General features: G+C 42.2%; 22 protein-coding genes. 11 read left to right on the forward strand and 11 right to left on the reverse strand.

Annotated elements, in window-relative coordinates; all coding sequences use genetic code 11:
- Positions 1 to 32: 32 nt before the first annotated feature.
- The 5 genes from menC to A7D14_RS00105 all read left to right on the forward strand — a co-directional run bounded on the left by menC (position 33) and on the right by A7D14_RS00105 (position 6,708).
- Positions 33 to 1,085: an o-succinylbenzoate synthase gene (gene menC / locus A7D14_RS00085; RefSeq protein WP_067028603.1), complete on the forward strand. Its 1,053-nt coding sequence runs from the start codon at positions 33 to 35 to the stop codon at positions 1,083 to 1,085.
- Positions 1,076 to 2,014, forward strand: a complete 939-nt coding sequence (locus A7D14_RS00090) for a CPBP family intramembrane glutamic endopeptidase (RefSeq protein ID WP_067028606.1) — start codon at positions 1,076 to 1,078, stop codon at positions 2,012 to 2,014. The genes menC and A7D14_RS00090 overlap by 10 nt, the downstream gene beginning before the upstream one ends.
- A complete protein-coding gene (locus A7D14_RS00095; protein WP_067028609.1) occupies positions 1,992 to 3,065 on the forward strand; it encodes an AMP-binding protein in 1,074 nt (357 codons plus the stop codon). The genes A7D14_RS00090 and A7D14_RS00095 overlap by 23 nt, the downstream gene beginning before the upstream one ends.
- A gap of 32 nt (positions 3,066 to 3,097) precedes the next feature.
- Positions 3,098 to 4,444, forward strand: a complete 1,347-nt coding sequence (locus tag A7D14_RS00100; RefSeq protein ID WP_067028613.1) for a M24 family metallopeptidase — start codon at positions 3,098 to 3,100, stop codon at positions 4,442 to 4,444.
- 98 nt (positions 4,445 to 4,542) lie between these two features.
- Complete coding sequence (locus A7D14_RS00105; protein ID WP_067028616.1) at positions 4,543 to 6,708, forward strand: TonB-dependent receptor plug domain-containing protein; 2,166 nt, start codon at positions 4,543 to 4,545, stop codon at positions 6,706 to 6,708.
- Here A7D14_RS00105 and A7D14_RS00110 read toward each other — a convergent pair whose 3' ends face one another.
- The gene (locus tag A7D14_RS00110) at positions 6,709 to 8,337 is read right to left on the reverse strand and encodes an acyl-CoA carboxylase subunit beta (protein ID WP_067028619.1); all 1,629 of its coding nucleotides are present in this window, start codon (positions 8,335 to 8,337) and stop codon (positions 6,709 to 6,711) included.
- A 66-nt stretch (positions 8,338 to 8,403) separates the two neighbouring features.
- Here A7D14_RS00110 and A7D14_RS00115 point away from each other — a divergent pair, with 66 nt between their 5' ends.
- From A7D14_RS00115 to ettA, 3 genes are all read left to right on the forward strand, one after another.
- Positions 8,404 to 9,387 (forward strand): Gfo/Idh/MocA family protein, encoded by a 984-nt coding sequence (locus A7D14_RS00115; RefSeq protein WP_067028622.1) that lies wholly within the window; start codon positions 8,404 to 8,406, stop codon positions 9,385 to 9,387.
- Between the two features lie 71 nt (positions 9,388 to 9,458).
- Positions 9,459 to 9,635 carry a CAL67264 family membrane protein gene (locus A7D14_RS00120; RefSeq protein WP_231562643.1) on the forward strand — a complete coding sequence of 59 codons (177 nt, stop codon included), beginning with the start codon at positions 9,459 to 9,461 and terminating at the stop codon, positions 9,633 to 9,635.
- A 33-nt stretch (positions 9,636 to 9,668) separates the two neighbouring features.
- The gene (ettA, locus tag A7D14_RS00125) at positions 9,669 to 11,360 is read left to right on the forward strand and encodes an energy-dependent translational throttle protein EttA (RefSeq protein ID WP_067028625.1); all 1,692 of its coding nucleotides are present in this window, start codon (positions 9,669 to 9,671) and stop codon (positions 11,358 to 11,360) included.
- Positions 11,361 to 11,368: 8 nt separating this feature from the next.
- Here ettA and A7D14_RS00130 read toward each other — a convergent pair whose 3' ends face one another.
- Positions 11,369 to 12,076, reverse strand: a complete 708-nt coding sequence (locus tag A7D14_RS00130; RefSeq protein WP_141673169.1) for a hypothetical protein — start codon at positions 12,074 to 12,076, stop codon at positions 11,369 to 11,371.
- A gap of 67 nt (positions 12,077 to 12,143) precedes the next feature.
- Positions 12,144 to 12,935 carry an MBL fold metallo-hydrolase gene (locus A7D14_RS00135; RefSeq protein WP_067028631.1) on the reverse strand — a complete coding sequence of 264 codons (792 nt, stop codon included), beginning with the start codon at positions 12,933 to 12,935 and terminating at the stop codon, positions 12,144 to 12,146.
- Positions 12,936 to 13,098: 163 nt separating this feature from the next.
- Here A7D14_RS00135 and A7D14_RS00140 point away from each other — a divergent pair, with 163 nt between their 5' ends.
- A complete protein-coding gene (locus tag A7D14_RS00140) occupies positions 13,099 to 13,986 on the forward strand; it encodes a hypothetical protein (RefSeq protein ID WP_067028634.1) in 888 nt (295 codons plus the stop codon).
- Positions 13,987 to 14,259: 273 nt separating this feature from the next.
- Entirely contained in the window at positions 14,260 to 15,489 is a 1,230-nt protein-coding gene (locus A7D14_RS00145) for an ankyrin repeat domain-containing protein (RefSeq protein WP_067028638.1), read from the forward strand.
- Between the two features lie 87 nt (positions 15,490 to 15,576).
- Here the strand turns inward: A7D14_RS00145 and fumC are convergent, their stop codons facing one another.
- Positions 15,577 to 16,977, reverse strand: coding sequence for a class II fumarate hydratase (gene fumC / locus A7D14_RS00150; RefSeq protein ID WP_067028642.1), 1,401 nt, complete (start codon positions 16,975 to 16,977; stop codon positions 15,577 to 15,579).
- A 138-nt stretch (positions 16,978 to 17,115) separates the two neighbouring features.
- Here fumC and A7D14_RS19885 point away from each other — a divergent pair, with 138 nt between their 5' ends.
- Positions 17,116 to 17,289 (forward strand): hypothetical protein, encoded by a 174-nt coding sequence (locus tag A7D14_RS19885; RefSeq protein ID WP_176712335.1) that lies wholly within the window; start codon positions 17,116 to 17,118, stop codon positions 17,287 to 17,289.
- 52 nt (positions 17,290 to 17,341) lie between these two features.
- On the opposite strand, the gene A7D14_RS00155 is transcribed toward A7D14_RS19885, so the two are convergent.
- From A7D14_RS00155 to A7D14_RS00185, 7 genes are all read right to left on the reverse strand, one after another.
- Entirely contained in the window at positions 17,342 to 19,828 is a 2,487-nt protein-coding gene (locus A7D14_RS00155; protein ID WP_067028646.1) for a TonB-dependent receptor domain-containing protein, read from the reverse strand.
- Between the two features lie 101 nt (positions 19,829 to 19,929).
- Positions 19,930 to 20,397, reverse strand: a complete 468-nt coding sequence (locus A7D14_RS00160) for a hypothetical protein (protein ID WP_067028649.1) — start codon at positions 20,395 to 20,397, stop codon at positions 19,930 to 19,932.
- Between the two features lie 24 nt (positions 20,398 to 20,421).
- A complete protein-coding gene (arsC, locus tag A7D14_RS00165; RefSeq protein WP_067028652.1) occupies positions 20,422 to 20,763 on the reverse strand; it encodes an arsenate reductase (glutaredoxin) in 342 nt (113 codons plus the stop codon).
- A gap of 175 nt (positions 20,764 to 20,938) precedes the next feature.
- Positions 20,939 to 22,034, reverse strand: a protein-coding gene (gene prfB / locus A7D14_RS00170) for a peptide chain release factor 2 (protein WP_141673171.1) whose coding sequence is annotated in 2 segments (ribosomal slippage) — positions 20,939 to 21,970 and positions 21,972 to 22,034 — 1,095 coding nt in all. Because the reading frame shifts where the segments join, the coding sequence is not laid out codon by codon here.
- 48 nt (positions 22,035 to 22,082) lie between these two features.
- Positions 22,083 to 22,943: a transglutaminase-like domain-containing protein gene (locus A7D14_RS00175; RefSeq protein WP_067028658.1), complete on the reverse strand. Its 861-nt coding sequence runs from the start codon at positions 22,941 to 22,943 to the stop codon at positions 22,083 to 22,085.
- A gap of 38 nt (positions 22,944 to 22,981) precedes the next feature.
- Positions 22,982 to 23,929 (reverse strand): alpha-E domain-containing protein, encoded by a 948-nt coding sequence (locus tag A7D14_RS00180; protein ID WP_067028661.1) that lies wholly within the window; start codon positions 23,927 to 23,929, stop codon positions 22,982 to 22,984.
- 7 nt (positions 23,930 to 23,936) lie between these two features.
- The gene (locus A7D14_RS00185) at positions 23,937 to 25,391 is read right to left on the reverse strand and encodes a circularly permuted type 2 ATP-grasp protein (protein ID WP_141673172.1); all 1,455 of its coding nucleotides are present in this window, start codon (positions 25,389 to 25,391) and stop codon (positions 23,937 to 23,939) included.
- Positions 25,392 to 25,522: the final 131 nt, after the last annotated feature.

A 25,522-nucleotide genomic window follows, 5' to 3' on the forward strand; every position in this document is an offset into this window, starting at 1 on the left:
ATCCTAAATATGGTTACATTTGAAACCATTGGATGAAAGCTACCTATAAAAAGTATATCCTGGATTTTAAGATGCCCAGTGGAACCTCACGTGGCGTTTTGACCCAAAAAGAAACCTGGTTTCTGTTGCTTGGCGATCAAGGCTCTTGGGGAATAGGGGAGTGTGGCATTTTAAGGGGGTTGAGTGTGGATGACGTATCCCATTATGAAGAAATATTGAAGTGGGTCTGCAAAAACCTCCATTTGGGGCAAGAAAAATTGCTCGCAGCACTGACCGAGTTTCCCTCAATTCAATTTGGGGTGGAACAAGCATTTCTATCCCTGCAATCCAAAACTCCATTTGAATTGTTCCCTTCGGATTTTACCCAAAAAGAATCTCCCATACCCATCAACGGACTGATCTGGATGGGAGATGAAGCCTCTATGCTGTCCCAATTGGAACAGAAACTGAAGCAGGGTTTCCAGTGCATCAAAATGAAGATTGGCGCCATCGACTTTGCATCAGAACTTTCCATTCTAAGAGCCATCCGGAAAAACTTTACCCCTGATGAAATTGAACTTCGTGTAGATGCCAATGGTGCTTTTTCACCAACCGATGCCATGGAAAAGCTCCAACAATTATCGAAATTTGAACTGCATTCCATAGAGCAGCCCATCAAACCAAACCAATGGGATAATATGGCGGAGCTATGCCAAAACACACCATTGCCCATTGCATTGGATGAAGAATTGATCGGTGTTTTTTCTGTAACAGAAAAGGAACGGTTGCTACAAACCATACAACCACAGTACATCATTTTAAAGCCAAGTTTGGTGGGCGGTTTTGGTGGTTGCGAAGAATGGGTTCAGCTCGCTGAAAAATACAATATAGGCTGGTGGATTACCAGTGCCTTGGAAAGCAATATTGGGCTCAATGCCATTGCCCAGTGGACCTATACCCTGGGAAATACCATGCCACAAGGCTTGGGCACCGGAAGTCTGTACACCAATAATTTTGAGAGTCCATTGAAGGTTTCGGGCGGTAAATTGTATTATAGCGCAGCAAAACAGTGGAAACATAATTTAATTGAAGATTTATGTATATAGAACAAGGGTATAAGGGAGATATTGGTCTTTGGAAATATTTCATCATCCCTACGGCTTTTATCACATTTATGGTGCTAAACTATATTGCAACAGTGAATTCACCTGTGAGTGTGGAAGACACCATGCAACAGATTATAGCGCAATTTGGTTCCAATTTGGTTTTGATCATCCTATTATTTCCGTTGGCGGTTGGATTGTTCGTAGTGCTGGGGTGGACCTATTTAGTGCACAAACAATCCATCACCTCATTGACCACTTCGCGAAAAAAAATTGATTGGGGACGAATCTTTTTTTCATTTGGACTGTGGACGGTTGTAATGATTCTTTTGGTCGGTCTCGATATTTATTTTTCTCCGGATAGTTATGTGTTGAATTTTGATTTGACCAAATTTATTGTCTTGGCAATCATTGGGATTATTTTGATTCCCATGCAGACCAGCTTTGAAGAATATCTTTTTAGGGGGCACATGATGCAAGGGTTGGGCATTTTGGCAAAAAATAGATGGGTGCCTTTGGTGGTTACTTCAGCCTTGTTTGGATTGATGCACATAGCCAATCCAGAAGTGGAAAAATTAGGTTTCGGGATTCTCATCTACTATATAGGAACGGGTTTTTTCTTGGGGATTTTGACTTTGATGGATGAAGGACTGGAGCTTACCCTCGGTTTTCATGCGGCCAACAATCTCATCACAGCCTTGTTGGTGACAGCAGATTGGACCGCTTTTCAGACGAATTCCATTTATAAAGACATCTCTGAGCCTTCACTGGGATGGGATGCAGTGATCCCCGTATTTGTTGTGTTTCCCATTTTGTTATGGTTTTTCTCCAAAAAGTACGGTTGGAAGAATTGGAAAGACCGATTATTTGGGAAAGTATTGACCAAAGAAGAATTTGTGGCCCTAAACGATGGAGAATCCAATCTGGCATAACATTCACCCCCAGTTTAAACTCAATGGTATTCCGTATAGCTTGGAAGACCTAAAGGAGGTGGGCTATAGCTTGGTTAAAGAGGGCGAATCTTTTGAAAATTCCATAGGAAGTTTTTTGTTGGACTGGGCATCGGATTCATCCACCTTGGAAGTTTTTACTTCGGGATCTACAGGAAAACCCAAGAAAATAATCTTGCAGAAAGAGCACATGGTCAATTCGGCATTGGCCACAGGAGCATATTTTGATCTTAAACCTGCCCAAACAGCTTTGCTGTGTCTTCCGAGTTCGGGAATCGCAGGAAAAATGATGCTGGTCCGGGCTATGGTTCTTGGTTTGCATTTGGAGTACGTGGAACCCTCATCAACCCCTTTGCAAAATTCCGATAATGCCTACGATTTTGTGGCGATGGTCCCCTTGCAGGTGCAAAATTCATTGGACAAACTGGGCAGGATAAAAACATTGATCATTGGTGGCGCGCCAGTTGATACCAAATTAAGATCAGCGTTAAAAGAATATGCCACCAATTGTTATGAAACCTATGGTATGACCGAGACCATTACCCATATTGCTGTTAAACGAATCACGCAAGATCCAACAAACTGTTTTGAAACCCTGCCCCATATCAGTATCTCTGTGGATGGCAGGAGTTGCTTGATTATTGATGCCCCAAAAATTTCGGATGACAAAATAGTGACCAACGATGTGGTGGAATTGGTGAGTGAGAATCAATTTAAGTGGTTGGGAAGATATGATACCATCATCAATTCTGGGGGCATTAAACTGATTCCCGAAGAGATAGAAAAAAAATTGGCCGATATAATTCATTCCCGTTTTTTTGTGGCAGGCCTACCTGATGCTACTTTGGGTCAGAAACTGGTTTTGGTGGTAGAGGAATCCCAAGTTGATATCCAGAAGTTGCTCAACAAAATCAAAAGTTTGAAAGGAATCCAGAAATACGAAGTGCCCAAAGAAGTCCATGCGTTAAAACCTTTCATCGAAACCAAAAGTGGAAAAATTCACCGTAAAAAAATAGTGCAACAAATACGGTAAGTTTTGTATTTTGAGAGGATAAATCAAACTACATGAAACAACTGACGCTATTTTTTGCACTTTGCACCATTCTCTTTACCCATGCCCAACAAATACTCCCTGAAGTGGAACGTGCCCGAGTGGTGGATGAAATCCTGGAGGAACGCTTTAATGTGCTACTTCCCCAATTGATGGATGACACGGGGATTGATATGTGGGTGCTCATTTCGAGAGAATATAACGAAGACCCGGTGCTTAAGACCATGCTTCCCGCCACTTGGCTGAATGCAAGAAGAAGAACCATTCTTCTTTTTTATCGGAACAAGGAAAAAAACACCATTGATAAATTGGCGGTGGCCCGCTACAATATTGGCAAGAATATCGTTTCGGCTTGGGACAAGGAAAAAGAGCCCGATCAGTGGAAACGTTTGGTACAACTTATTGAAGAGCGGAATCCACAGAAAATAGCACTCAATTTTTCAAAAGACCACAACATTGCGGATGGTCTGGACAAAACGGATTATGATGAGTTCATGGCCCACCTTCCCAAAAAATACCAACCCAAAGTAATTTCTGCGGAACAATTGGCGGTACGCTGGATTGAGACCCGAACAGAACGGGAAATGATACTCTTTGACCAACTTGTGGACATCACACACGATATTATTGCCGAAGCTTTTTCGGAGAAAGTTATAACACCTGGGATAACCACAACTACCGAAGTAGAGTGGTGGATGCGCCAAAAAGTAACCGATTTGGGTCTGGAAACCTGGTTTCATCCTACAGTGGACATACAACGTACCAGTGAAGAATTGGTAAGCCATTTGTATTCCTTTTCGGGAAGGCCCGATGATTTGGTGATCATGCCGGGCGATTTGTTGCACTGCGATTTTGGAATTACCTATCTCCGTCTCAACACCGATTGCCAGGAATTGGCCTATGTGCTAAAACCTGAGGAGACCGAGGCCCCTTCTTTTTTGGTGAATGCGCTGTATGATGGCAACAGGGTGCAAGACTTCTTGACCAAAAACATGATCAAAGGCAGAACCGGAAATGAAATTTTGGCCCAATCGCTCCAAGAGGCCAAGGATGCCGGGCTCCAACCTGCCATTTATACCCATCCTTTGGGCATGTATGGCCACTCTGCAGGGACCACCATTGGCATGTGGGATTCCCAAGGTGGTGTCATGAAGGATGATGGCGAAAATTACCCTTTGAACCCAAACACGGTCTATGCCATAGAATTGAATGCCACGGTGAACATCCCGGAATGGAACCGGGATATTCGTATTATGTTGGAAGAGGCTGGATTTTTTGGAGAAGAAGGATTTCGGTACGTCAATGGCAGGCAAACGGAATTGTTGTTGATACCGAGGGTAAAACCACAGCAGGGATATTGATTGATGAGTTATACTTTAGTATAAGTCCATTTTATCCAATTGCGGAATAGAATACATATTTACTTTAGCACCTAGTGAAAGTATAGCATTATTAAAAAATGAAATCGTTCAACTGGATTATTACTGCATTTTGTTTGGTTGCAGGAATCAGCAGCAATGCACAAGAAAACAAAAATGTCACTATCTGTTGGGATGTGTCCCTTTCCATGCAAAACAGGAATATTGACAAGGATTACTATTTCTTGGACGCTTACTTTAAAACGGTCCAAAATGCCAAGGTGAGCCTAATCACTTTTAGCGACCGAGTTCACTCAAAGGATACCTATCAAGTGAATTCAAGCGATTGGGCTTCCATCAAGAAAAAACTTGGGGAAGTGCACTATGACGGTGCTACTTCCTATGAGTCCCTGAGCAGTTACGTAGATGCAGGGGATGTATTGCTTTTTACGGATGGAGGGCAAAATCTGGGCAGTGGCACCCCTAATTTTAACGGGGAAGTTTATATTATCAACAGCAATAAAAACTTTGATAAGGCCAGTTTAAACCTTTTGTCCATCGTTAATAATGGAAATTTGGTGGATTTTAATGAAAAAAGGGATTCAGGTGCCCCCTTGGATAATGCCAACCAATATTCAGGAACCATTTATAGCGGTACAGTAGGTTTGGAGGGAGCCGAAATTTATGTCCGTGGCAATGAAGACAGTAGGGTAAAGTCCAATGCAACCGGAAGTTTCACCATTGATGGAAAAGTTGGGGATACATTGATAGTTGCTTATGGCAATAGCTTGGAAAAGCAGGTTTTGGGAGAGACCAATACGCTAAACTTTTCACTGGAAGACCAAGGAATCCAACTTCAGGAAGTGGTAGTAAGTGAACGAAAGAATGAGCCTCAAGAAACCATTACAACGGCTTATGGGGAGGAGAACAGGGATAAGGTGGGGTATGCCGTGCAGTCCATTTCCAGTGATGACATTTCTGACGCTGCAACCACACCGGATATGGCGATTCAAGGCAAGTTTTCTGGGGTAAACCTTGGACAAAATGATGATTTGAGCCAAGTCACCATGCGTCCTAGAAACAGTTTACTGGGAAATGTGTATGGTTTGATCGTGATTGATGGTGTTCCCCTCCGGCAGTCCGATTCGGGAAGTGGGACGGTCTTTAGTTCAGATTTCATCAACCCAGAAAATATAGCGGACATTACGGTTTTAAAGGGGCTTGCCGCAACGAACAAGTATGGTAGCCTTGGTGTCAACGGGGTTCTTTTGATTACATCGAAATCCGCAAACTATGCCAAAGAAACTGGTGAAAAAGTAGATATGGCACAATTGAAAAATAACATTTATGAAGAGAAAATCAAGGTCAACAACAAGAGCTTGGTCACGCCGTATCTCAAAGACCTTAAAAAAGGCAAGAACATTAGAGAGGCCTATGACATTTATTTGAATCAAAGGGAAACGTATGCCAATGTCCCTGAATATTATTTGGATGTGTCCAATTTCTTCCTTGGGTCCAGCCCAGAATTGGCAGAGCGGATTTTATCCAATATTCTGGAAGTCGATAATCCCTCCTACGAAGCATTACGTGCCCTATTTCTAAAATGCATGGAACAGAAAAATAATAAAATGGCCGTATTTGCAGCCGATAAAATGTTGGATTTGTTCCCGAATAAGACCCAATCCTATTTTGATGTGGCCTTGGCCCAGAAACACGCGGGGAATTTTCAAGAAGCCCTTACCATGTTGAATGGAATGATTACTGGAGTGGTAAATCCAGAGTTGAACTTTAGTTCAATGGAAAAAATAGTGGGTACGGAAATCCGGAATATGGTCAATCAGCATAATGCTGAGCTGAACATTGATAAAGTAGCTATAAAATATCGGAACAACCTCACCTATAATGCTCGATTGCTATTGGATTGGAGCGTACCCGATGCTGAATTTTCCGTTCAATTTGTAAATCCACAGAAACGATTTTTCACATGGGAACATACGGAAGTTGGCGACAGAAATCGGATTTTGGAAGAACTGCAACATGGAAACTCCAATGAGCAGTTTGAAATTGTTGGAGCGGAGACCAAAGGAGAATGGATTTTGAACGCCACCTATTTGGGAAACAGGACCCCAAAGAATGAAGCGGCCACTTTTTTAAAATGTACGGTGCAGTACAACTTTGGACAGCCCAACCAAAGAAGTGAAGAATTCATGATACGGCTTCAAGAAGCAGGGGATGAACAGCAATTGGCCCGGTTCACCGTGGAGTGATTACACCTGCAATACACCCATGTTGAATTTTTTATCACTCGGCGCATGATTCGCGGCCTCAATTCCCATGGATATCCATTTTCTAGTATCCAAAGGGTCTATGATGGCATCCGTCCAAAGTCGTGCCGCGGCGTAGTAGGGTGATATTTGCTCATCATACCTTTGCTTGATTTTATCATAAAGCTCCTTTTCTTTCTCTGCATCCACTGGTTTGCCGCTTTTTTCCAAGGAAGCCTTTTCAATCTGCAACAACACTTTGGCAGCTGAATTCCCGCTCATCACGGCCAGCTCTGCACTGGGCCAAGCCACAATCAGTCTAGGGTCATACGCCTTGCCGCACATGGCATAGTTTCCGGCTCCATAGCTGTTTCCAATGACCACAGTGAATTTGGGCACTACGGAATTGCTCACGGCATTCACCATTTTGGCACCATCCTTTATAATGCCACCATGCTCACTTTTGCTGCCCACCATAAAGCCGGTAACGTCTTGAAGAAAAACCAATGGAATCTTCTTTTGGTTGCAATTGGCGATAAACCGAGTGGCCTTGTCCGCAGAATCCGAATAAATGACACCACCGAACTGCATTTCCCCATTTTTGGTTTTCACCACCTTCCGTTGATTGGCCACAATGCCCACGGCCCAGCCATCAATACGAGCGTAGCCCGTTAAAATGGTTTTTCCATAGCCTTCCTTGTATTGTTCAAATTCAGAATTGTCCACCAACCGCTTAATGATTTCCAACATATCATATTGGTCACTTCTGGATGCTGGCAAAATACCATGGATATCCTCTGGGTTTTCCAGTGGTTTTTTTGATTCCTTCCGGTTGAATCCCGCCTTTTCAAAATCCCCAATCTTATCAACAATGCTCTTGATTTTGTCCAGGGCATCCTTATCATCCTTGGCTTTGTAATCGGTCACCCCACTGATTTCGGAATGGGTGGTGGCGCCGCCCAAAGTTTCATTGTCAATATTTTCCCCAATGGCGGCCTTTACCAAATAGCTGCCCGCCAAAAAAATGCTTCCGGTTTTGTCAACAATCAAGGCTTCATCACTCATAATGGGCAAATAGGCCCCGCCTGCTACGCAGCTTCCCATAACGGCAGCAATTTGGGTAATGCCCATACTGCTCATGATGGCATTATTTCTGAAAATCCGTCCAAAATGTTCCTTATCCGGAAAGATTTCATCCTGCATGGGCAGGTAAACCCCGGCACTGTCCACCAAATAAATAATCGGGAGCCTATTTTCAATGGAAATTTCCTGTGCGCGCAGATTCTTTTTCCCGGTGATGGGAAACCAAGCTCCGGCTTTTACCGTGGCATCATTGGCGACCACCACACATTGTTTTCCCTTCACATAGCCTACCTTCACCACAACACCACCAGAGGGGCAACCACCATGTTCACCATACATTCCATCTCCTGCAAACGCACCTATTTCAATGGACTGGGTTTTTGGGTCCAATACATAATCAATGCGCTCACGGGCCGTCATTTTGCCCTTTTCATGATGCTTTTCAATGCGTTTTTTACCTCCGCCCAGCTTCACTGTGGCGAGTCTTTTCCGAAGCTCGGAGAGCATCAGCTTATTATGGTCTTCATTTTTGTTGAAGTTGATATCCATAGATGTATTTCAATTTCTTGCTATCGGTTAAAGATAAGGAGTTATAATCATTACTTTTGAGGTTATATGGAGACAAAAATTAAATGGGGGATTGTGGGCCCTGGAAAAATCGCCACAAACTTTACCGAAGATTTAAAATTGGTGCAAGATGCGGAAGTCGCTGCAGTGGCTTCCAGAAACCTGGAAAGAGCACAAAAATTTGCCCATCAATTCGATATTCCGAATGCTTTTGGAAGTTATGATGAGCTTTTCAATTCGGATGCGGTAGATATTGTTTATGTGGCCACGCCGCATAACTTTCACAAGGATTTGGCGATTGAGGCCATAAAATCAGGTAAGCATGTCCTCTGTGAAAAGCCGTTGGGCGTTAGTAGGGCAGAAGTGGAGGAAATTGTAGCAGCTGCCAAAGCAAAAAAAGTTTTTATGATGGAAGGACTTTGGTCCAGATTCAATCCATCCGTACAAAAAGCAAAGCAAATGGTGGACAATGGAACCATTGGTGATGTAGGCTATCTCCATGCCGATTTTGCATTTTATGCTTTGGATCGCGGTTTGGATTCCAGATTATTGAATCCAGATTTGGCTTCCGGTTCACTGCTGGATATTGGAATCTATCCCATCTTTTTAGCCTATTTGATTCTGGGGATGCCCAATGAAATTATGGCCACCTCAAATTTTCATGATAACGGAACAGAATTACAAACCTCTATGATTTTCCATTATGATACTGCACAAGCCGTTTTGTACAGCGGTTTGACCGGCGACTCTAAAATGGAGGCTGAAATTTCAGGATCCAAAGGAGAGATTTTTATCCATCCTAGATGGCATGAGGCGGATGGCTGTTCTTTGGTAAAAGAGGAAAAGACACAACAGTTCGCCCTTCCCCGTCAAGGGAACGGTTTTGTCTATGAAATTGAGGAAGTACACCGATGTCTAAAGGCCAAAAAACTGGAAAGTGACCTATGGTCACACCAAAATAGCTTGGACCTGGCCGAATTATTGGACACAATCCGTAAAAAATGTGGGATTACCTTTCCTTTTGAGGGATAAACCGTGTTTGAGTCTTTGGATTATTTCATTTTTTACGATATTTGAAGCTCTTCTGAACGATATATATGGGAATGAACAAAAACACAGTGCTCGCTTGGGCAACATGGATCATGATTTTTGTAGGAATAGGAATGATTGCCCTTGGGGCTTTCAAATATGACGAAGTTGCAGGTTATGGCTTTGGTGCGGTGGGAATCGGTTTTTTTGCCGTAGCTTGGGTCTTCAATGCGCTCAAGGGGCGGGTTTAGATTTCCCCTTTTTTCAATTTAAAGAACAATTGCATGTCAGACGATAAAAAAGTCATTTTTTCAATGTCTGGGGTTACCAAGACCTTTAAAACGGCCAACACCCCAGTACTCAAAAACATCTATCTAAGTTTCTTTTACGGTGCCAAAATTGGGATTTTAGGTCTCAATGGTTCAGGTAAATCAACTTTGCTGAAGATCATCGCCGGGGTGGATAAAAACTATCAGGGTGATGTGGTATTTTCACCCGGTTACAGTGTGGGGTATTTGGAACAAGAGCCCCAATTGGATGAGAATAAAACTGTCCTTGAGGTGGTAAAGGAAGGTGTTGCGGAAACCGTGGCCATCTTGGACGAGTACAACAAAATCAACGATATGTTTGGCCTGCCCGAGGTTTATGAGGATGCGGACAAGATGCAAAAGTTGATGGACAAGCAGGCTGCTTTGCAAGATCAAATTGATGCTTCCAATGCTTGGGAACTGGACACCAAACTGGAAATAGCCATGGACGCCCTCCGCACCCCGGAATCCGATAAAAAAATAAGCGTCCTCTCCGGAGGAGAGCGTAGACGTGTGGCCCTTTGCCGTTTATTGCTGCAAGAACCGGATGTCTTATTGTTGGATGAGCCCACCAACCACTTGGATGCTGAATCCGTGCATTGGCTGGAACACCATTTGGCGCAATATAAAGGAACCGTTATCGCTGTAACGCACGACCGTTACTTCTTGGACAATGTAGCCGGCTGGATTTTGGAATTGGATAGGGGAGAAGGCATTCCTTGGAAAGGCAATTATTCCAGTTGGTTGGATCAAAAGGCCAAACGATTGGCCCAAGAGAGCAAACAAGCCTCCAAACGTCAAAAAACCTTGGAGCGTGAGTTGGAATGGGTTCGACAAGGAGCCAAGGGAAGACAGACCAAGCAAAAGGCACGATTAAATAACTATGATAAACTTTTAAGCCAAGATCAAAAACAGTTGGAAGAGAAGTTGGAAATTTATATTCCCAACGGCCCCAGATTGGGGACCAAGGTTATTGAGGCCAAAGGGGTAAGCAAAGCGTATGGCGATAAATTGCTGTACGAGGACTTGAATTTCAATTTGCCGCAAGCGGGAATTGTGGGCATTATTGGTCCCAATGGTGCAGGAAAGACCACCATTTTCCGAATGATCATGGGCGAAGAAACTCCAGATAAGGGTGAATTCATTGTGGGTGATACGGCTAAATTGGCCTATGTGGACCAAAGTCACTCAAACATCGACCCCGAAAAATCGATTTGGGAAAATTTCAGCGATGGGCAAGAATTGATCATGATGGGAGGGAGACAAGTGAATTCCCGTGCCTATCTGAGTCGATTCAATTTCTCTGGAAGCGAACAGAACAAGAAAGTGAACATGCTATCGGGTGGAGAGCGTAACCGACTTCATTTGGCCATGACCTTAAAGGAAGAAGGGAACGTTTTATTGCTGGATGAGCCTACCAACGATTTGGACGTGAACACATTGCGAGCCTTGGAAGAAGGTTTGGAAAACTTTGCGGGCTGTGCGGTGATCATTTCCCACGATAGATGGTTTTTGGATAGGATTTGTACCCACATCTTAGCGTTTGAAGGCAATTCGCAGGTGTATTTCTTTGAAGGTTCTTTCTCTGATTACGAGGAAAACAAAAAGAAACGCTTGGGAATGGATATCATGCCCAAGCGTATCAAGTACAAGAAATTGATTCGGTAATTGAGGAACTATTCTTCTCCACCGAGATTTTTGATGCCTTCCTCAAGTATTTTTTTGGCCTTTTCCAAATAGGCTTGTTGGTGCGATGCTAAACTGTTGGGGTCGTTATCCCCACTAACAGGATTTGTTCCAATGGTTTTGGAGAGTTCCACCAATTGGGCAACGGCTTGTTCGGCTGTTCTTAATTTATCTGTGGCGTGCTTCTCAAAAACTTTGATCATTTCAAGCTCCATGGAATTGTCGCTTGAAACAACCACTTCGTCTTCATTGGAACCGCCATCAGTATGGGCTTGGTATTCCGATGTGGCAGTATTACTGTCTGCAATGGTTACCGTAGTGGAAGTACCCAACGTACATTCGTCCAAAAAAGTGATGAGTTCGTTGATTTCTCCCAAAGCTTTTTTGGTGAAAAACCGGCCTGCTTCCCAATCTACGGGTTCAATGGCCTTGTCCAAGGTTTGCTTTGTGTCATAGGCTTTGTCATACGCTTTTTTACAAACGCAGTCGCCTTTGAATTCATCCGCTTTTTCAAGAGCGGTCAAAGCCCTTTCAGCATAATACATTTGATGTTCAAAGTTGGTGGCCTCCATTGCTTTTTTGCAATGATTGAGCGCATACGTCACTTTGGAATAATAATTATCACATTGATTGGAAAACGTAGTTTGTACGGCACAGAATAATGCAACAACTACTAAAACACGGGATTTGGGAGCCATGGTCAAGTATTTGAATTGGTTATAGTCTGTTACCTTAACGACAATATGCTGCCTTTATTTTATCCCATTAAAAATCATCATTGGGGTACCAATCCAATTGGACCACTTTTATATCAGGATTTCCCTCATTGACCAGTTGTTTAAACTTTGCCACATCACTGACCTCGGGACGTCCTCTAAAGTGGTAAGGATAAACTTCCTCAGGTTGAAATTCCAGTACGGCATCCGCGGCACTTTCCACCGTCATGGTGTAGGGGAGGTTCATACAGACAAATGCCTTGTCAATATTCTCCAATGCCCGCATTTCCGGGATATCCTCTGTGTCCCCCGAAAAATAGATACGTTCGTCCCCAAAAGTAAAGACATATCCGTTGCCTCTTCCTTTAACATGGAAATCCTTGGCTTCTTCACGTAGGTTGTACATGGGAATGGCTTTAACGGAAAATCCTGCCATTTCCTTGGTCTCTCCATTGTTCATTATGGTTGTTTTGGACGATAATGCCTCCTCCATTTGTAATTTCACCGCATCTGGTGCAATGATTTGGACACCCTCTAATTCCAATTCATTTAAAGTTTCTGGATTAAAATGGTCGCCGTGTATATCGGTTATAAAAATCATGTCTGGTCGTTGTTGCCCTTCAAAAGCAGCCTTGCCTCCAACCGGGTCAATATAAATAGTGGTATTGTTCCACTCCAAAACAGCTGTTGCGTGTTCAATGGGGATTATTTCAACTTTGGAGGGCAATTCAGTTTCAACTTGGGCAGCCACCGCTTCGGCCTCTTCTTTCTCTTTGTTTTTTTGTTTACAGGAGATGGTGAGCGTTAGAGCAACCATCATCAGGATAAAATTTCTTCTCATGGGTTTGTTTTGAGTTCCTTTAAAAATAAGGCATATCAATCATAATGAAGATTTTTTTCGACATTATTTCAACCTATATGATCCAAATGGTAATCCAAAGCGTATATAAACCAAACATGATTGATTAAAAAACCTAAACGAGAATCAATTAATACAAAACGTTATGACTGAAGCAAAAAATAACAATGGTTTGAAGGTAATTGCAGGTTTGTTGGGTGTCGTTCTTTTGGGAACCATCATCTACACCGTTAGTCTTTACCAAGATAAGAAAAAGACGACCCAAGCACTGACTCAGGAAAAAGAGTTGGTTGTTGACGATTTGAACAACTTGAAATCTGAGTACGACAAAGCGATTTTGGAAAGCAACGCCACCAATGAGGAATTGGTCGCTGCCCGTGACAATATTGCAAAGTACATTGATTCGGTACAAAGCATGAAAGCAGACATTGCTTCTCTTTCAAGATACAGAAGACAAGTTAGCGTATTGAAGGCTGAAAGAGAGAAATTGATGAAGCAAGTGGATTCCTTGACGCAATCAAACACTTTGTTGGCCATGCAGAGGGATAGTACTTTTACTGAATTGGAGAAACAAACTGTTTTCAACGATTCATTGGTCGTACAGAATACACAATTGGCCGATGCCGTTGAAAGAGGTTCTGCGCTTAACCTTTCCACTATCAGTGTAGATGCGGTTAGAGAGAGAAACAGTGGAAAACTGGTTTCTACTTCCAGAGCCAGGGCTACCGACAAGTTTAAAGTTTGTTTTACCATAGCTGACAACGTAATCGCTGAAGCCGGTGACAGAGAGTTTTTCATTGAAGTTCTTGGCCCGCAAGGAAATGTTTTGGGCGACAGCTTCACCAAGACTACTGAGGAAGGTGCTTCCATCACCTATAGCAAAGGAACCAATTTCTACTATGAAAACAGTTCTTTGGACGTATGTGACTACATCAACAAGCCTGTGGACGAATTCCAAAAAGGAAACTACATGGTAAATGTTTATGATGACAATTTGAAATTGTTGGGTACTTCCAAATTTGAGTTGAAATAATTCACACACTATCCATATACCTAAAAAGCCCGTTCATTATGAACGGGCTTTTTTTATGCCATACAGTTCACAATTCCTATAATACTTCCCAGCTCAAAATTGACTTCTTAACATTACAATCCCCAGACGATGGTAAAACCTCTTCATTGATGAACTAGAAACCACTATCCATCAAATCTAAGCCCTATGGTTAAATATGTGGGTGTAAATTGAATATCACGGATGATTTATCAATAAATATTTTAGATAGGATACTAGTTTAAATATTGCTCAATGAAAGAAGTTGAAGCCGCAAAACAGGAACTTAAAAGAAGAAATTTAAGGTATACCATTAAAGAATTTAAAAAATCGTTTTCAGGGAATGATACCGGTGAGATTTTTGATCTATATATAAAAGCGGGTATTTTATCAAAGGTCAAAATACCAGAAAATATACTGATACATTGTGCAAAAAAGGGTTCTGTTCAAAATATGAATGTCCTATTAAAAGAGATGGACATCAAAAATATCAACGGAAAAGCTTTTTTTTGGATTGTAAGCAGAATATTTTCTGAATTGGATGGAGCGCGCCATAATCCACTATTTTCAGAATATCATGTTCCAGATGAGAACCTTCTGAAAACGAAACTTAGAATTTATCAAGAATGGAGGGGTATAATATTTTCAACAATAGAAAAAGCTGAAGATGTCAATTATAAAGAATCCCACACAGGTTCTTATGATAACGATAAAGTAACTATTACTTCCTATTTTACACCTATGTCCATTGCTATTATGATGGATGATATGGAGTTAATCCAATTGTTGATTGAATACGGTGCAGTAATTTATGATGATTTGTTACACCTTATTTTCCAAAATCCACATGCAACAACTGACAAAATGCTTATGATAGCCGAATGCTTGCTCGGTACTAATAAACTGGATCTTAGCTTGAAAAATGAAGATGGACTCACTCCTCTAGCAATTGCAGCACAAAACAACTATCTGGATTTAGTAAAACTATTTGTAAGCCATGGAGCATCAATTGATGAAAAAGTTGGAAAAGAAGAGGTAAATAACACTAAAACAGCATTATTGATCAGTATCACCGAGAAAAATTTTTCCATTGCTCAATTTTTAATAGATCATGGAGCAGATATTCACTATCGGGATAAATGGGGTTTTTCTGCAGCAAGGTTGGCTTTTTATAAAGGGAACAGTGAATTGGGGGAAGAACTCATCAGAAAAGGAGCCATACTAACACCATATATTGGAATCTTTGGAAAGTCTTTGAAAGACAAAGGAGTTTTGGTTGAGGGGTTGGATACTTTCTTTGGAAGTGCCCATGAAGCAGGCATTAAAGAAGGTGATATCATTACCATGATTGCTGGTTTTGAAATCAAAAACCACTTTGATATTAAATCCGCATTGTCCAAATATAGGCCATTGGATATAGTGCCTATAATGGTATTAAGAGACAGTAAGACACATGAATTTTCTATTAAAATTCTCGTAGCATAGGTAATATATCAGCTTTGTGAAAAAGATAATTTAAGTCTTCAAAAGGACTTAGATAATTACCCTTACTGTCTCTTTTTAAGCCCTATATTAAGTCCTAAGACTCCCCACCATATCCTCGGGTTTTACCCACGCATCATATTCCTCTGGGGTAACATAGCCTAAATTAATGGCCTCTTCACGTAGTGTGGTTCCATTTTTATGGGCCGTATTGGCAATTTCAGCCGCTTTGTAGTACCCAATCTTGGTGTTCAATGCCGTGACCAACATCAAGGAGTTGTTCAGCAAGGTTTTGATGACTTCGTGATTGGGCTCAATACCTGTGGCACAGTTTTCATCAAAACTCACACAAGCATTTCCCAATAGTTCTGCTGATTGCAAAATATTGGCGGCCATCATAGGTTTAAAAACATTCAACTCATAATGCCCTTGGGTACCACCCACGCTTACGGCCACATCATTGCCCATAACTTGGGCACAAACCATGGTCAAGGCCTCACATTGGGTAGGGTTCACTTTACCGGGCATTATGGAACTCCCAGGCTCATTGGCCGGGATAATGATTTCCCCAATACCGGAACGGGGTCCCGAGGCCATCATTCTAATATCATTGGCAATTTTGTTCAAGGAAACCGCCAGTTGCTTCAATGCACCGTGGCTTTCCACAATGGCATCATGGGCCGCCAAGGCTTCAAATTTGTTCTGGGCTGTGATAAACGGAAGTCCTGTAAAATCAGCAATGTATTTTGCAACCAGCACATCATATCCTTTTGGGGTGTTTAGACCGGTCCCCACTGCTGTTCCCCCCAACGCAAGTTCGCTCAAGTGGGGCAAAGTATTTTTTAAGGCCTTTATTCCATGTTCCAACTGTGATACATATCCAGAAAATTCCTGGCCCAAGGTGAGGGGAGTGGCATCCATTAAATGGGTACGCCCAATCTTCACCACATCCTTGAATTCCTTCGATTTTTTGGCCAAGGTATTTTTGAGCCGCTCCACCCCGGGGATGGTAACCTCCACTATTTTTTTGTACGCCGCAATATGCATTCCCGTAGGGAAGGTATCATTGGAAGATTGGCTTTTATTGACGTCATCATTAGGCTGAATGGTCTTTTCACCTTCGCCTATTTTCTTTCCTGCGATCTCGTGCGCCCGGTTGGCAATAACCTCATTCACATTCATATTGCTCTGGGTGCCCGATCCGGTCTGCCAGATGACCAAGGGAAATTGACCATCGTGCTTTCCAGTCAAGATTTCATCACAAACCTGTGCAATCAAATCCCTTTTCTCCCCAGAAAGCACCCCAAGCTCATGGTTGGCATGGGCAGCCGCTTTTTTTAGGTAGGCAAAGCCATAGACCACATCCAACGGCATGGAGGCCGCAGGGCCAATTTTAAAATTGTTTCGGGAACGTTCCGTTTGTGCTCCCCAATATTTGTCCGAGGGCACTTTAACCTCGCCCATGGTGTCCTTTTCAATTCTAAAACTCATTTTTCAAAATTTATATATACAAAGGTAGTTGTTCGCAATTTTATATGGTAGTTGTTGTGGGCAAATACACTTTTTTTGGATTGAGATTTGTATTTTTTCACAAGAACAGAGTATCTTTGTTCAACAAAAGGAAATAAAATGTTCGAATTTGACCAATATTTAGGTTTTTTAGCTTTTTTAACGATTTTGACCATTGGCTTTTGGTTGATGATTTTCTTGTTGACCTTTGTTGTGCCTTATTGGTTGATCGGTAACTTACGTGAAATGTTCAAAGAAAGACGCGAGGCCAAACGAGCCGAGCTTGAAGAATAAAAAAAAAGAAGCCAATTTGGCTTCTTTTTTGTTTTATGGAGTTCCTTTTTCCCTAACCTTCGAATTGGCCTTCCTCTTCTTCCATATCATTACCTTGTCTTCCCCTTCCTCTTTGATTACGATCTTTGGGTTGATTAAAACGATAAATAAACGATAGATTTATCTGCCGTACCCTCCATTGGAATTCGCTGTCTGATGTAAAGAATGCTGTTTCCGTAAAAGATTGTCGTTTTCTTGAATTAAATACGTCGCTAACGTTCAGGGACAAGGTGGCATTTTCATTGAATAGGTCTTTGCTCATGGCCAAGTTCAAGGAAAACATACCTTTGGTTTCTGTCTGGGCATTTTGTTGTGGACCCATGTAGAAAGAATTGGCCTGAAAGTCTATTTTGGCAGGCAATGAGATTTTTGAACTGAACCGCGCAAACCAACTGGAGTTGTCCGTTCCATAGTCCACACCATTAAAGCTTCCCTCAGAACTGAACTGGAAGAAATTAAAACTGCCGTTCAATCGCAACCATTTTGTAGGATTATAAAGCATGCCCAATTCGGCACCGACCCGTTCGTTGGTGGAAAGGTTTATGGGAATAGATCGGATGATACGGATACCATCTGAAGTAACTTCTCCGGTTTCTTCCTGTACACGCTCAAAGGAATTGGTCTCCCGTTGGTAATATATGGAAGAAGTAAGGGTCATTTTGGTCCATCGCTTTAAATACCCTAGATCAAAAGCATTGGCAAAAGCCGGATCTAGGTCTGGATTCCCTTGAAAAACATTGGTTCTACTTGATCTAGAAGGGAATGGGTTGATAAACCAACCCCTGGGCCTATTGATTCTTCGGTTATACCCAAGGGAAATATTCTGATTTCCCTTAAACTCATAAATAAGGTTGATGGTTGGGAACAGACCCAAGTAGTTTTTGTCAAAATTCAAATCAACATCCTCTCCAAGAAGTTCTTCCAAAGCTTGACTGTCAATTTCTGAATCGACATTTCCCTTCATCTGTGTATTTTCCAGACGCAATCCTGCCAAAAAGGAAAACTTTCCAAATTTATTGCCGTACTGGGTGTAAAAAGCATTTACATTTTCATGATAGGTGAAGATATTGGTCAGGTCCTGGTTGGTCTCAAATGCATCAGTATCCTGGTTATATATGTCCAATTGATAGTCATTCACCTCTTTTTCAAAGGTACCGCGATACCCAGCCTCAAATTGCGCATCGCCCATGGGCAGAACATAATCCACTTGGGCCAAAACTTCATCTTGTACCTCGCTTTCATAAATATTTTCAAGAGCCAATAAACTATCGCTCGGCACAGTTCTGTTCTCTTCAATTACAGTAAAAACAGATTCGTCATCATAGGAATACTGAAAATCAGCGGTCAGTATATGTCCATCATCGTTGATGTTATTGGTATAGTTGAACGAAAATTGACGACTATTATCATCTTCACCCTGATCTTCGGTTCTGAAAGTGCGACTTGCCAGTGCCGCATTGGTAAAACGTTGGTTGTCATTTTCCGTTAGATCGTTCTCATCGGAAAGGCGATAGAAAAAGCTCCCTGTAATGGAAGATTTTTCGGTGAGAAAATATTCCATTCCAATATTGAGGTTGAACCCATCATCATTTCTACTGGTCTCCCGGTCCTCAATGATGCGGTCAAACTCTCCCTGTGAATAGGTATTGTCGCTAAAACCATTTCCGGGAGATTCTCTATGAAAATACCCCAACGTATTAAAGATGTTGAATTTCTCGGTACGGAGGTTGAAATTGGTCGTGGCCCTGGCATTGAAAGGATATCCACCCGTAACATTGACCGATCCATTGATGCCCAAGGTCTTTTCTTTTTTCAATACAATGTTCAATATACCTGCCGTTCCCTCAGCATCATATCGTGCTGATGGACTGGTGATTACTTCTACCTTTTCTATGGCATCGGCGGGTAATTGCCGCAAAACATCAGTAGATCCAAACCCGGCCAAGGCAGACGGTTTTCCATTGATCAAAATACGTACATTCTCATTCCCCCTAAGGCTTATGGCACCTTCCACATCAACAGAAACGGAAGGGATGTTGCCCAAGGCATCGCTGACATTGCCACCACTTGTGGTGATGTCCTTTCCAATATTGTATACCTTTTTGTCCAATCGAACCTCAACAGTGGTTTTTTCACCAACCACCTCTACCTCTTGAAGCTGCGACACATCGGGTGCAAGGATAATTTTCCCCAAGTTGGTTGATGAGGTATAGTTCTGGTTGGTCTGGGAATAGGTTTTATAGGAAATATATTCAACTCGGATGTTATATTGGCCGGGATCAGTTTCAATCTCAAATTTTCCATCCAAATCTGTGATTCCACCGGTTACTTTATCGGGATTCTCCACTTCCTGCAAAACAAAGGTTGCATATTCCAGGGGTTGCCCGGAATCTTGATCAATTACTGTTCCGGAAATGGTGATAGGACTCCTATTCTGCTGTGATTGAGCATTCAATGAAATGACTGCCAACAAAAACAACGGTATAATGATTCTTTGCATAGCTTGGTTTTATACCAGCAAAGTTGAAATGAAATAAAGAAGGAACGAAATTTATATCGGTCAACAACACACTTGATCCCGTCAATGACCTTAATGATTTGTTAATCTTTTTTCTTTTTCTTCTTCTTCTTCTTTTTGGTTTTGAAACCGTCGTCTTGAAGCTCTAGGAATGCATTGTACTTATCTTCTGGCAGACCGGCCTTAAGCTCATCGTTCTGCTTCTTCAAAATTTTCTCATACTCTTCCTTCATCTTTAAGGGCTCCAGTCCTAGAATTTGAAGTTCTATCCGTTGTTGTATGGATTGTATCAAGGTAGTACGCACCACTGCCTCCTCAAAAGGATTAAGCCCCAACGCTTCTGAAATGGAAGGCATTTGTTGGTCCACAACTTCTTCCGCAGTGGGCGGTTCCACTTCTTTAGGGGTTTCTTGGGCTCTGGGTATGGTACTTTGCCTTCTACCGTATCTATTTCCGTATGGTGATCCATAGCCATATTGGGCCGCTAGGTCGCCAATGGACAGGAATACGGTCAAAAAGGTTAAGAAAACGAGGGTCTGTGTACTTTTCATGGCCAAATAAATGCGTTCTTAATACTATAGCAAGGTATTGATTTTTTCTGAAGGTCTGCCGATCACTGCTTTTTTATCCTTCACCACTATGGGGCGTTCAATCAATTTTGGGTTCTCTGCCATGGCGGTTATGATCTCCTCATCTGAAAGTGTTTTTCCCTTGTACTTTTCCTTCCAGACGGCCTCATTTTTGCGAACCAACTCCATTGGGGCGATTCCCAAATATTCAATAATGGTTTTCAGCTCTTCTTTGGATGGAACCTCCTCCAAATACTTCACCACTTCAAAATCTTGCCCTGATTTTTCCAAAACTTCCAATCCTTCCCTGGATTTCCTACATCTGGGATTATGGTATATTTTAATCATACTTTATTTGTTACTGGTTACTGGTTACTGGTTACTGGTTACTGGTTACTGGTTGCAGGTTACTGCCCACTGCTCCCCCCGCACTTTTCACCATACATCTTTCGTCTATTATCTATTATCTTTCTTCTTTCGTCTTATCTCCTGTCTCTTGTCTCTTTCGTCTCACGTCATACATCTACTCCTCTTTCTGTCCCATCATCATAAGATAGGCCTTTAAAAAGGGATTGATTTCCCCATCCATAACAGCATCCACATTGCCGGTTTCCTCTCCGGTGCGGACATCTTTCACCAATTTATACGGATGCATTACATAGTTACGGATTTGGGAACCCCATTCAATCTTCATTTTTGAGGATTCTATTTCTGCCCTGGCCTCTTGCTTTTTCCGAAGTTCAATCTCGTACAATTGCGATTTCAGCATTTTCATGGCCGTGGCCCGGTTATCGTGCTGCGAACGTGAATCGGAACAGGAAATTTGGATACCTGTGGGTTTGTGCACCAACTGAACCTTGGTTTCCACCTTGTTCACATTCTGCCCCCCAGCGCCACTGGAACGTGCCGTGGTTATTTCTATGTCCGAAGGATTCACCTCAATTTCAATGGTATCATCCACCAAAGGATATACATACACCGATGCAAATGAAGTGTGTCGCTTAGCATTGCTGTCAAAAGGGGAGATGCGCACCAATCGGTGTACGCCATTTTCTCCTTTGAGCCATCCAAAGGCATATTCGCCCTCAATCTCCAAGGTTACGGTCTTAATGCCCGCCACATCACCCTCTTGATAATTGAGCTCTTTGACCTTGTAGCCATTTTTTTCACTCCACATCATGTACATCCGCATGAGCATGGACGCCCAATCGCAACTTTCCGTACCTCCGGCCCCGGCAGTTATCTGTAGCACAGCGGTCAGTTCGTCCCCTTCATCAGAGAGCATGTTCTTGAACTCCAGTTTTTCAATGGCCTCAACAGCTTTTTTATACTGCTGGGTCACTTCTTCTTCCGAAATTTCTCCCGCTTGTTGAAATTCCAGTAATACCTCAAGATCACCCACCAAAGTTTTGGCGGATTCATAATCTTCCACCCACTTTTTCTTGAACTTTAGGGATTGCATTTGTTTTTGGGCCTCTTGCGGATTGTCCCAAAAACTGGGGGCGAGGGTTTTTTCTTCCTCGTTTTCTATTTCTATAAGTTTGGCATCAATGTCAAAGATACCTCCTTAACGCACCAAGGCGCTCAATAAGACCTTTTTGCTGATCTGTGGTTACCATGTAATCAAATTTGGGCAAAAGTAAGTTTCTTTCAGCACATTCTATAATCTATTGTTGCTGCTGGGCCGCTTTCACCGAAACCGAGTATTTGGTCTCGTTTTTGCCCAGTGTGTAGACAACGCCTTTCAACGGAGCACAATCTGTGTAATCTTTTCCGTGACTGACTTTGATATGGTTGTGGTTGGCCAATAGGTTATTGGTGGGGTCGAATCCTATCCATCCCGCATTCGGAAGAAAGGCCTCTACCCAGGCATGCATTTGGGAGTCCCCGAAGAACCCATTTCCTTGGTGCAAATAGCCTGACACATAACGGGAAGGAATACCATTTTTCTTGGCAATGGCACAGAAAAGATGGGTGAAGTCTTGGCAGACCCCGTGTCTTTTTTCAATGATTTCCTCCAATGCGGTGTCCACACTGGTCACGCCAGGTTTAAAAAAGATTTTGTTGTAGACCCATTGGTTCAAGGCCTGAAGATTTTCAAAAAGAGGCACTTTTTCATCAAATTCATATATGGAACTATACTTTTCGGGAAGATGGGTCAAAGGCGTATTTCTAAGAAAGGGCTCATGGTCAATTCTAAAATCTAGGCTACGGAGCATGTCAAATTCTTCTTTAGGGTCCAGCGGTAGCTCAAAATCAAACGGGTTGACTTCTTTTTTGATAAGCTTGAAATGTGCACTGAAGGTAATGTGATCAATTTCCTTTATAGATCGTACCTGTACCGTTGTAAAGCCCAAACCATTTACAGACACACTGTTGCGCTCTCCCAAATCGTTCTCAAAATGCCAATAGCTAAGTTCTTGGGTATCATTTTCTTCCGGAACGACCAAAAATTGCCAAAAAGCTTCCTTCAACCCCTTTTCATAGGAATTTTGGGTCTCATAATCTATTTCATATTCATAGAACATGTGCGGGGTTTCAATCAGGCCAAGTTAGTTAAATTGACCTAGTAGTTGAAGAATTCTTTCTCCATGTTCTCACTAATTTTGAACATTTTATTAAGAATCATGTCTAGGTTGCCCTGAATATCCTCATGTATTTCCTCAATCTGTTTGAATTCAAATTCAGACCGAATTTTACCAACCATAAAAGCTGTTGAGCTTTTGGCATACTCCACCTTCTTGTCGATTTCAAGGATATGGTTATGGACTTGGTTGATACAGTTCATAAAGGAACGGGGGCATCTTCCATTCAAGATTAAAAACTCTAGGGTAGAGGTGCTATTGGGGGATTTTTTATAGAGTCGCCGCATCATATCATAAGATTCGGCGCATTTGAGCAGGGTAGTCCATTCAAAACTGTTCCCAATGGTATCTCCGTAGCTTCCCTTGGCCATCAAAGCATCATTGTATTTGGTGTTGATGATGCGGGTAATCTGAATGGCCCTTTCAATATTTACTCCCATCATAATGATGGCATACACCTCATCATGCAAAAGGGTGCCCCTTATCTTTCCACGGAGCACAGCGGTCATTTCGGTAATGTTCACCGTAAAGTCGTACAGATTGGTCTTTAAGAAGGTGTCCGTGGGATAGTTCATCACAAAGTGATAGAACTTGTTGAGGCTCTCGTACAACTCGGTGGAGATGAGATCACGGGAACTATTGGCATTCTCCCTAGCAACTTTGATGCTGTTTATAATGGAATAGTCTTTTACCGGGTTCAATCCGATATCGAATAGAACTTCTGGTTCATTGAGCATTGAGGCATCGTCATCCACGGGATTTCCAACCATAAACAGCATGGACCGCAGCACAAACTGTCTGGATTGCGATAGTTGGTTGGGGGCATCCAATGATGAAAAATAGTTTACGTTCATGAAACGGGCAACATGTTCTGCCCGTTCAATATACCTTCCCATCCAAAATAAGTTGTTGGCTACTCTTGCAAGCATAGTGTTCTTATTGTTTTAATACCCAAGTATCCTTAGATCCACCACCTTGGGATGAGTTCACGATCAAATTACCTTCTTTCAACGCCACACGGGTAAGACCACCCTTCAAAACAAATTGTTGGTCATGTCCCAGAACGGTGAAAGTTCTGAGGTCCACATGCCGTTGTTCAAAAGATTCTTTTTGGTCTATATAAGTAGGGTGTACGGATAAGGACATGATGGGCTGTGCCACATACTTTCTGGGGTTGGCTTTTACTTCGGATTTGACCCTTTCAATCTCATCCTTGGTCAAATTATTTCCAATGGAAATACCATAGCCACCTGCTTCGTCCACAGGTTTAATGACCAACTCCTTTATATGGTCAAGAACGTACTGAAGCTCCTTGGGACGGCTACAATGGTAGGTGTGCACATTTTTAAGAATGGGTTCCTCATCCAAATAATATTTAATAATGTCGGGAACATAGGTGTAAATGGCCTTGTCATCGGCAACCCCGGTACCCGGCGCATTGGCGATGGTAACATTTCCTTGTCGATAAGCAGCAAACAACCCAGGAACACCCAGCGCCGAATCTGGATGGAATTCCATGGGGTCGATAAATAGATCATCAACCCTTCTGTACACCACATCCACGCGGACAGGTCCTTGGGTGGTCTTCATGTACACAAAGTCGTTTTCAACAAATAGGTCGCGCCCCTCTACCAATTCCACACCCATGGCCTTGGCCAAATAGGAATGTTCATAATAGGCCGAATTGAACATCCCCGGAGTGATCACCACACATACGGGCGAATCCACCCCCGGGGGCTTAACACTTTCCAAAAGGTGGAGGAGGTTTTCGGCATAATTGGTAACGGTATGGGTCTTATAATGGTTGAACACACCGAAAAGCGCCCTTTTTAGAGCGGTTCTGTTGCAAATCACATAACTTACTCCAGAAGGACACCGGATATTGTCCTCCAGAACATAATAATTACCATCGGAATGTTTAATGATGTCTGTTCCAGAAATATGGTTATAAATTTTGCTCGGGGGATCAACATTCATCATTTGATGAAGATAATTGGGAGAAGAACTCAACAATTCTATAGGCACAATTCCATCCTTGACAATTTTCTTATCGTGATAGACATCCCATAAAAAATGATTTAAGGCCAAACTCCGTTGAATGGCCCCTTTTTCTATAATTTCCCATTCCGCAGGGTCAATTATTCTAGGAAAGAGGTCAAATGGAAAAATCTTTTCCTGACTTTTCTTGTCGCCATATACCTGAAAAGTGATTCCTTGATTAAAAAAAGAGGATTTGGCTTTATTGTTCAAGCTGACATAGTCCTCAATAGACCGGGATCCATAAAGATCTAAAAGCTTCTGGTACACAGATTTAACATCGCCATTGCCTTTAAAGACTTCATCAAACAAACCTTCTTTCCGCACATAGCTGGAGAAGATGGTTTTATCCATTGGTGATCCCATATTGTTTTTTTATTAAAGTATGGATTTTCAATCTCTTATGAAATGAACAATAGTTAAAAATCTACCACTAAAAAAATCAATGAAATAAAAAATGGAAGGTAATTTTATCAATCTACATT

It is taken from the genome of Allomuricauda sp. CP2A, from assembly GCF_001683915.1.
Lineage (GTDB): Bacteria > Bacteroidota > Bacteroidia > Flavobacteriales > Flavobacteriaceae > Flagellimonas.